Below are 8,646 nucleotides of genomic sequence, written 5' to 3'. Positions count from 1 at the left end.
TATTCCCAACTCGTGACCGGTAGACCGGCCGGATCACAGAAACCTGAGGGTGCATGAAACCCGGGACGGTTCACGACAGTCCGGCGGCGACGATTGACAACAAGCGTCACTCCGCCATGTGTGACCTTGGGCAGCAGTTGGGTGGCGGTTTCGGTCACTTCGAGCAACAAGCGGTCAGAATCGAGATCCATGACCTGTTGGCTCTGCAGGGTGCGCGCCAACCGCGACAATTCAGAGGAAAGTCCGTCTGTGACTTCAGTTTCGGCACCCATGACGCCGCCTCCAGTCCTCTGCCGGTTCAGTATCAAGACGACTGCGCGCAACAAGGTCCTGACGTGCAGTGTAGCGACCGACAATGGGGGTACGCTCCCGCTAGCGATGGAGAAGGCAAGGTTGTCTGTATTTCTTCCGCGCGAGGTGGTCAGCGGTGGCAACTTCGGTGTTGAGAAGCCAGCATGGAGCCGCTGATCCCCGTCGCAGCTCACGCCTGAATACCCCTGAAAGTCATGCCTTTTCAGGGGTATTCACGCCGCACTTACAGTGGCGGTGGGATGTCTTGTTGCTCTGCTGATTCAGCGGCCGCCGCGGTTTCGGCGGCTTCGCGTTCTTGGCGTTCTTTACGTTGGCGGGCGAAGGCTTCTTGGGCGGCTTCGCGCTCGTCGATGTCGGCTTGGTTGAGCGCGCGTTCGTAGGCGATCTGCTGGGCCTGGTTCTGGGCGCGGGTGCGGCGCCGGATGGGCATCATCACGCCCCGGCCGGGAGCCGCGGTGGTGTCCAGGTCGGTGTCCTGTGGTGGTGGGTTCGGCAGTGGGGTGTCGGTGACCGTGCGGGGAAACAGGATTCGACTTTCGGGCACGCTGATGTAGGTGTGGCCGGTGGGTGCGGTCCACACAATGGTGCCGTCAGGCTGTTGACGGTCACTCCAGCCGTCGGGCCCGCCGTAGAAGGTTTTGAGTAGGTGGTGTTTGCGGCATTTCGGGCTCAGGTTGCCCGGATGTGTCGGCCCGACCGGCCACGGGATGGTGTGGTCGATATCGGAGGCGGTGGCGGGCTGATCGCAGCCCGGGAACATGCACGTCATGGCCCGCACCCGCACGAACTCATCCATCGCCGCCGACGGCCGGTACCGCGGCACCTCATCCAGATCCGCAGCCGAGGCGACGGTGCGCACTTTCGCGCCGCGGGCCACCAGATCGGCGAGCACTGCCGGGGGCACCACACCGCCGCCGAGGACGTAACCGACCGGGGTGCATACCGGCGCGGGGGGTTTGGTGGAAGTTGGAGCGGAAGTCGGGACCGGCGGGTGCGCCGCATGAGCTTCATGGGTGGACGCCGCGTCGCCGGCCGGTTCGGCATCATCAGGAGTCGGGTTTTCGGCGGGCCGTGAAACGGTCGCCGGTGCAGGCGCGGGCATCGGCGCCATGTCATCCGCCGGCGCGGGCTCGGGTTGGGCGGTGAAGACCGATTCCGGTGCGTGCTCAGGCTCGGGCGCAGGTTCAGGCGCAGGTTCGGGTGTGAGCACCGGCTCAGGTGCAGGCGCAGTCGGGGTCAGGGGCGCGGCCGGATCCCCGTGCAGCAGCGGATCCGCCACCGGCGTCGGCAGCCGATCGGTGAGCACATGAATCATCACCGCCGCCGCCCGCGCATCAGGCCCAGCGGCCGGGCAATCGGGATTGCCGCACTGGCACACCAACCGATCCCCACGAGCCGCCAACACCCCCAACGCGTCAGCCCGCCGCTGCCCGAACGTCCGCGGATCGTCCTCACACACCTGCCGGGCCATCTCGTCCAGCACCCGATCCAACAGATCGGCATCGGTGGCCAACAGCGCACCCCAGATCGACGCCACCCCGGTCTCATCATCGGGCTTGCCCACCCCGACCCCACGCCGGCGCGCAGCCGAACGCACCTTCAAAACGGCGGCCGGGTCGAACTTCTGCACCCAACCATCGATCTTGCGTTCAATCTTCTTGCGCGACAACCCCGCCCACTCCGACAACGCCCCCGCCAACGCAACATCGATCACCGCCAGCGTATTGGGATCCTCCACCAAACGGGTGCGCCAACAGATCGTCCCGACCGTCCGCGCCGACACCCCACCATCGGCGAACACCGCCGCCACCCGCGGCAACCGAAAGCGCAACGCGACCGCAATCGACAACTGCCCCGACGCTTCACGCTTCCCGATCCCCAGCGCCGCCCCCACCTCGGCGACCGCAGCATCCCACCCATCACAGGCCCACCACTGCCGGCCATCCTCGTCATCGACACGCAACGCCACCAGATCGGCGATCGCCCGAAACTTACCGCACTCAGCCACATTCGACACCCGCGCGAAATGCACCACGGCATCGACCACAGAGGCATCGTGAACCAGCACACCGCCGGCCCCGATCCCTACATGTTCGAACATGTGTTCGAGTTTACTCGTCGATCTGACACGGCACAACAGAATTCGATGAGCTTGTGAATAAATATCTTCGACGGTGACGTCACTTACCGCGGCGATCAGCGCTACCGACAAATGGGTGTGTCAACACCTCAGGCAAGATGCCTCAGGTGACGTACAGTTCGCCGACCTTGTCTGATCTCGTGAGCACGCTGCTGGTGGATCAGACCGATGACCACCACTTCGTGGCCACCCAGCTCGACAACCCCAGCCATCACATCGCCGGCGGCCATCTCGCCGGTCAGGTGCTGGTGGCGGCGAGCCGGACCGCACCGGGACGCAGCGCGCACAGCCTCCACGTCTACTACCTGCGCGCCGGCGATGCCCGAAAGCCCGTCGAGGTTCAGGTCGACGCCGCCCGCGACGGCGGCACCCTCGCGACGCGCCGCATCACGGCCCTTCAGGACGGCGAGATCCTGCTCGAGGCGCTGGCGTCGTTCAGCACCCCGGTCGACGCGCTCGACTACCAGGCAACCATTCCTGCTGTGCCAGAACCACTTTCGGTACCGACCATGGCCGAACAGCTTGCCGACTACGCCGACGAATCAGGCGGTTTCTGGGTTCGTGACCAGCCGTTCGAGCTGCGGTACATCGACCCGCACCCGCGGCTGGCCATAGATTCGCCGGATTCGGCACCGCATCTGCGGATGTGGTGGCGCCCGACCGATGCCATCCCCGACGACCCGGCCCTGCACGCCGGACTGCTGACGTACCTGACCGGCACCACCATGCTGGAAGCGGCGATGATCCCGCGGGGTGCGCTGCCGGCCCACACTTTCTCCGCGCTGATCGACCATGCGCTGTGGTTTCACCGGCCGGTTGATCTGAGCGACTGGGTGTTGTCCGACCAGACCTCGCCGAGCGGGATCGGGGGCCGTGGCCTGGCCAGCGGGACGATGTACAACCGTGCCGGCCAACTGGTGTGCGTTGCCACGCAGGAGCTGTATTTCGGTCGTGGCTAACGATCTCGGGCCCGATGCGTTCCATCTCACGGGACGAAACACCCAGTCGTTTGGTCACTATTGGCAAGCTCGTTGCGGCGCCTGCCGCTAACATCGGTGCCGGTAAAGCACATTTTTCACGGTGTCCCCGGCGAACTTGTGTGGTGAAACCGCACCAATGGCCACTATTCAGCGGCTACTGTCTGCGGGGATGCCGGACAGAACGCCGGATACACAAACCTGGATAACGGGAGGCCATTGATGAGCGGCTACCAGACCGTGGTCGTCGGTACGGACGGATCGGATTCGTCACTGCGCGCTGTGGAGCGCGCTGCCCAGATCGCCGCGGGGGCCAATGCGAAGTTGGTCGTGGCAACCGCCTACTTCCCGCACGCCGATGATCAGCGTGCGGCTGATGTCCTCAAGGACGAGGGCTACAAGGTGCACGGCGATGCGCCGATCTACGCCATCCTGCGTGAGGCCCGCGACCGTGCCGAGGCTGCCGGTGCGACCCAGGTCGAGGAGAAGGCCATCGTCGGCGCGCCCGTCGACGCCCTGGTCGATCTGGCCGAGAGTTCCAACGCTGACCTGCTGGTCGTCGGTAACGTCGGTCTGAGCACCATCGCCGGCCGCCTGCTGGGCTCGGTGCCGGCCAACGTGGCCCGCCGCGCCAAGGTCGACGTGCTGATCGTCCACACCTCGTAAAGTTCGATTGTCTGGGGCCCTCGGCGTACTGCCGGGGGCCTCAGTTTTTTTCGTGCCCGTAAAGTTCGGGTCATGGCTCGAAGAAGTCTCGTCCGTGCGTCATGGGTGACGTTGTCATTGGCCGCCACACTCATCGCCGGCTGCGCGGGCAAGAACCCCGCCGTCACACCTGCGACGACATCCGCGATCGCGTCGGAGACCGAATCGACGATCCCGACCGTCGCGCCTCCCGACCCCAACGTGGCCAACAACCCCGCGGTGACTGCCGCGCAGGCGAGTGTGGTGCGAGTGCACGGCATCGCCCACAGCTGCCGAAAGCGGTTGGAGGGCACCGGGTTTGTGGTGGGACCCAAGCGCGTGATGACGACGGCGCACGGCGTCGCGGGGACCGACGAAGTGTCGGTCGAGGTCGGCGGCACCAAGTACAACGGCCAGGTGGTGTCGTTCGACCCGAACATGGACATCTCGATCCTCGCAGTGCCGGACCTGCCGACCGCGCCGTTGATGTTCTCCGAGGCGCCTGCCGTCAGCGGTGCCGACGCCGCCGCGCTCGGCTTCCCGCACGGCGGCCCGTACGAGGCCAAACCGGTGCGGGTCCGTGAGGTCATCAAGCTCCAGGGACCGGACATCTTCCGCACCGGCACGGTGACGCGCGAGGTGTACGCCCTCAGAGGCGCTGTGCAGCAAGGGAATTCGGGTGGTCCGCTCATCGACCTGGACGGCCGGGTGCGCGGTGTCGTCTTCGGGGCCGCGCAGGACGACCCCGACACCAGCTTCGCATTGACCGCGAAGGAAGTCGGCCCCCAGCTGGCACTGGTCGGCAACACCCAACCCGTCCCCACGGGCCAGTGCCTGGGCTGACCAGCCCAGCGTCTACCAGCCGCGCGCCCGCCACTCCTCGAGATGCGGCCGCTCGGTGCCGAGCGTGGTGTCGTCGCCGTGGCCGGGGTAGATGACCGTCGAATCGGGGTAGACGTCGAACACCTTGCGGGTGACGTCGCCGAGCAGCCGCTCGAAGTCGCCGTCCTGCCAGGTCTTGCCGACGCCGCCGGGAAACAGGCAGTCGCCGGTGAACAGGTGGGTGACCTCACCGTCGGCGCCGCGCAGCGCCAGCGCCACCGAACCCTCGGTGTGACCCTGTAGGTGGATGACGTCGAAGGTCAGGTCACCGATGGTGATGGTGTCGCCGTCGGTGAGGATGCGGTCGGGCTTCACCGGCAGCGGCTCGGCGTCCAGCGCGTGCGCGGCGGTGGGCGCACCTGTGGCCTCGGCCACTTCCGCCAGGGCCTGCCAGTGGTCGAAGTGCTGGTGGCTGGTGACGATGAGTTCGATGTCCGGCGCCTGCGACCTGATCAGCTCGACGAGCGCCGGTCCGTCGTTCGCGGCGTCGATGAGCAGCGTTTTTCCGGTTGCGGAACACGTGATGAGGTACGCGTTGTTGTCCATCGGTCCGACCGACGCCTTGACGATCGTCGCGGCGGGAAGGGTGCGACGGGCCGCGGTGCCCGCATCGACATGGCCGGTGTACGTGTCATTGACGACTGTCATGACGCCACCGTATCCGGACTTGTCGGTGGGGACACCTAGCATGGCGATGTGGTGTCTGGATTGCCCAGACCGGTGAAGGGATACGTGTGTCGGACCGTCTGATCGTCAAAGGTGCGCGCGAGCACAACCTGCGGGGAATCGACCTTGACCTGCCCAGAGACTCGCTGATCGTATTCACGGGCCTGTCGGGTTCGGGCAAGAGCTCGCTGGCGTTCGACACCATCTTCGCCGAGGGGCAGCGTCGCTACGTCGAGTCGCTGTCGGCATACGCCCGCCAGTTCCTGGGCCAGATGGACAAGCCGGACGTGGACTTCATCGAGGGCCTGTCGCCCGCGGTGTCCATCGACCAGAAGTCGACCAACCGGAACCCGCGTTCAACCGTCGGCACCATCACCGAGGTCTACGACTACCTGCGTCTGCTGTACGCGCGCGCCGGTACCCCGCACTGCCCGGTGTGTGGTGAGCGCATCGCGCGGCAGACGCCGCAGCAGATCGTCGACCAGGTGCTCGCCATGGACGAGGGCATCCGGTTCCAGGTGCTCGCGCCCGTGGTCCGCACCCGCAAGGGCGAGTTCGTCGACCTCTTCGACAAGCTCAACGGCCAGGGCTACAGCCGGGTCCGGGTCGACGGCGTCGTGCACTCGCTGACCGACCCGCCGAAGCTCAAGAAGCAGGAGAAGCACGACATCGAGGTGGTCGTCGACCGGCTCACCGTCAAGGCCAGCGCCAAACAACGTCTGACCGATTCGGTCGAGACCGCGCTGGGTCTCGCGGACGGCATCGTCGTCCTCGAGTTCGTCGACCGTGACGACAACCACCCGCAGCGTGAGCAGCGCTTCTCGGAGAAGCTGGCCTGCCCCAACGCGCATCCGCTGGCCGTCGACGACCTCGAGCCACGGTCGTTCTCGTTCAACTCGCCGTACGGTGCCTGCCCGGAGTGCACCGGTCTGGGCATCAAGAAGGAAGTCGACCCCGAGCTCGTCGTGCCGGACCCGGAGCTGACGCTCGCCGAGGGCGCGGTGGCGCCGTGGTCCATGGGCCACAACTCCGACTACTTCACGCGCATGATGGCCGGCCTCGGCGAGGAGCTGGGCTTCGACATCGACACCCCGTGGAAGAAGCTTCCGGCCAAGGCGCGCAAGGCCATTCTGGAAGGCTCCGACCACCAGGTGCACGTCCGGTACAAGAACCGGTACGGCCGCACGCGCTCCTACTATGCCGACTTCGAAGGCGTGCTGGCGTTCCTGCAGCGCCGCATGGAGCAGACCGAATCCGAGCAGATGAAGGAACGCTACGAGGGCTTCATGCGGGACATCCCGTGCCCCGAGTGCGCCGGCACCCGCCTCAAGCCCGAGATTCTGGCCGTCACGCTGTCCGCGGACGATGACGCGAAATCCATTGCGCAGGTGTGTGATCTGTCCATCTCGGACTGCTCGGCGTTCCTCAACGCGCTCACCCTCGGTCCCCGCGAGCAGGCCATCGCCGGCCAGGTGCTCAAAGAAGTGCAATCGCGGCTGGGCTTCCTGCTCGACGTCGGCCTCGACTACCTGACCCTGTCCCGCGCGGCAGGCACGCTGTCCGGTGGTGAGGCACAGCGCATCCGGCTGGCCACGCAGATCGGCTCCGGTCTGGTCGGTGTCCTCTACGTGCTCGACGAGCCGTCCATCGGCCTGCACCAGCGCGACAACCGCCGGCTCATCGACACCCTGGTCCGGCTGCGCGACCTCGGCAACACGCTGATCGTCGTCGAGCACGACCTCGACACCATCGCGCACGCCGACTGGGTCGTCGACATCGGTCCCGCGGCCGGTGAGCACGGTGGACAGATCGTGCACAGCGGCACCTACAAGGAGCTGTTGAAGAACACCAAATCGCTTACCGGCGCGTATCTTTCGGGCCGGGAGCAGATCGAGGTGCCGGCCATCCGCCGGCCCGTCGACCGCAAGCGGCAGATCACCGTCGTCGGCGCACGCGAGCACAACCTCAAAGAGGTCGACGTGGCCTTCCCGCTGGGCGTGCTCACGTCGGTCACCGGCGTCTCGGGCTCCGGCAAGTCGACGTTGGTCAACGACATTCTCGCGACCGTCATGGCCAACAAGCTCAACGGCGCCCGCCAGGTGCCGGGCCGGCACACCCGGATCAACGGCCTCGACCAGCTGGACAAGCTGGTGCGGGTCGACCAGTCGCCGATCGGCCGCACGCCGCGGTCCAACCCGGCCACCTACACCGGTGTGTTCGACAAGATCCGCACCTTGTTCGCGGCGACCACCGAGGCGAAGGTCCGCGGCTACCAGCCCGGCCGGTTCTCGTTCAACGTGAAAGGTGGCCGCTGCGAAGCATGTTCAGGTGACGGCACCATCAAGATCGAGATGAACTTCCTGCCGGACGTGTACGTGCCGTGCGAGGTGTGCCAGGGCGCTCGCTACAACCGGGAGACCCTGGAGGTGCACTACAAGGGCAAGACCATCTCCGAGGTCCTCGACATGCCCATCGAGGAGGCCACCGAGTTCTTCGAGCCCATCAGCTCGATCCACCGGTACCTCAAGACGCTCGTCGACGTCGGCCTGGGCTACGTGCGGTTGGGCCAGCCGGCCCCGACGCTGTCCGGTGGTGAGGCGCAGCGCGTGAAGCTGGCCGCCGAGCTGCAGAAGCGGTCCACCGGGCGCACCGTCTACATCCTCGACGAGCCCACCACCGGCCTGCATTTCGAGGACATCCGCAAGCTGCTCAAGGTCATCAACGGCCTGGTCGACAAGGGCAACACGGTCATCGTCATCGAGCACAACCTCGACGTGATCAAGACCTCGGACTGGATCGTGGACATGGGTCCCGAAGGCGGCGCCGGCGGCGGCACCGTCGTGGTGTCCGGCACGCCGGAGGACGTCGCGGCGACTCCGGACAGCTACACCGGTCAGTTCCTCGCCGAGTTGTTGCCCGCCGTGGTGCCGGATCCGCCGAAGGCCAAGCGGCGCAAGGTGAGTGTCTGACCCGGAGGAATAGGGG

Annotated in this window: 6 protein-coding genes and 1 pseudogene; 4 read left to right on the top strand and 3 right to left on the bottom strand. The window is 66.3% G+C overall.

Going from position 1 to position 8,646, the window contains the following annotated elements:
* Together ACJH6J_RS22025 and ACJH6J_RS22020 are read right to left on the bottom strand one after the other, a co-directional pair.
* Positions 1-272: pseudogene (locus ACJH6J_RS22025) on the bottom strand (hypothetical protein); the annotation flags it as partial.
* Between the two features lie 263 nt (positions 273-535).
* Complete coding sequence (locus ACJH6J_RS22020; protein WP_406802538.1) at positions 536-2,413, bottom strand: DUF222 domain-containing protein; 1,878 nt, start codon at positions 2,411-2,413, stop codon at positions 536-538.
* 137 nt (positions 2,414-2,550) lie between these two features.
* On the opposite strand from ACJH6J_RS22020, the gene ACJH6J_RS22015 reads away from it, so the two are divergent.
* The 3 genes from ACJH6J_RS22015 (at position 2,551) to ACJH6J_RS22005 (ending at position 4,956) form a co-directional block, all read left to right on the top strand.
* A complete protein-coding gene (locus ACJH6J_RS22015; RefSeq protein ID WP_406802539.1) occupies positions 2,551-3,411 on the top strand; it encodes an acyl-CoA thioesterase in 861 nt (286 codons plus the stop codon).
* A gap of 240 nt (positions 3,412-3,651) precedes the next feature.
* Entirely contained in the window at positions 3,652-4,095 is a 444-nt protein-coding gene (locus tag ACJH6J_RS22010) for a universal stress protein (protein ID WP_406802540.1), read from the top strand.
* Between the two features lie 72 nt (positions 4,096-4,167).
* The gene (locus ACJH6J_RS22005; RefSeq protein WP_256445387.1) at positions 4,168-4,956 is read left to right on the top strand and encodes a MarP family serine protease; all 789 of its coding nucleotides are present in this window, start codon (positions 4,168-4,170) and stop codon (positions 4,954-4,956) included.
* A gap of 12 nt (positions 4,957-4,968) precedes the next feature.
* Here the strand turns inward: ACJH6J_RS22005 and ACJH6J_RS22000 are convergent, their stop codons facing one another.
* Positions 4,969-5,643 (bottom strand): MBL fold metallo-hydrolase, encoded by a 675-nt coding sequence (locus tag ACJH6J_RS22000; RefSeq protein ID WP_212814078.1) that lies wholly within the window; start codon positions 5,641-5,643, stop codon positions 4,969-4,971.
* 86 nt (positions 5,644-5,729) lie between these two features.
* Between ACJH6J_RS22000 and uvrA the strand changes: the two genes are divergently transcribed.
* Positions 5,730-8,630 carry an excinuclease ABC subunit UvrA gene (gene uvrA, locus ACJH6J_RS21995; protein ID WP_212814080.1) on the top strand — a complete coding sequence of 967 codons (2,901 nt, stop codon included), beginning with the start codon at positions 5,730-5,732 and terminating at the stop codon, positions 8,628-8,630.
* Positions 8,631-8,646: the final 16 nt, after the last annotated feature.

This window comes from Mycobacterium sp. SMC-18 (assembly GCF_045310895.1).
In the GTDB taxonomy this organism is placed as follows: domain Bacteria; phylum Actinomycetota; class Actinomycetes; order Mycobacteriales; family Mycobacteriaceae; genus Mycobacterium.
This window is presented reverse-complemented; position numbering and strand designations above follow the sequence as displayed.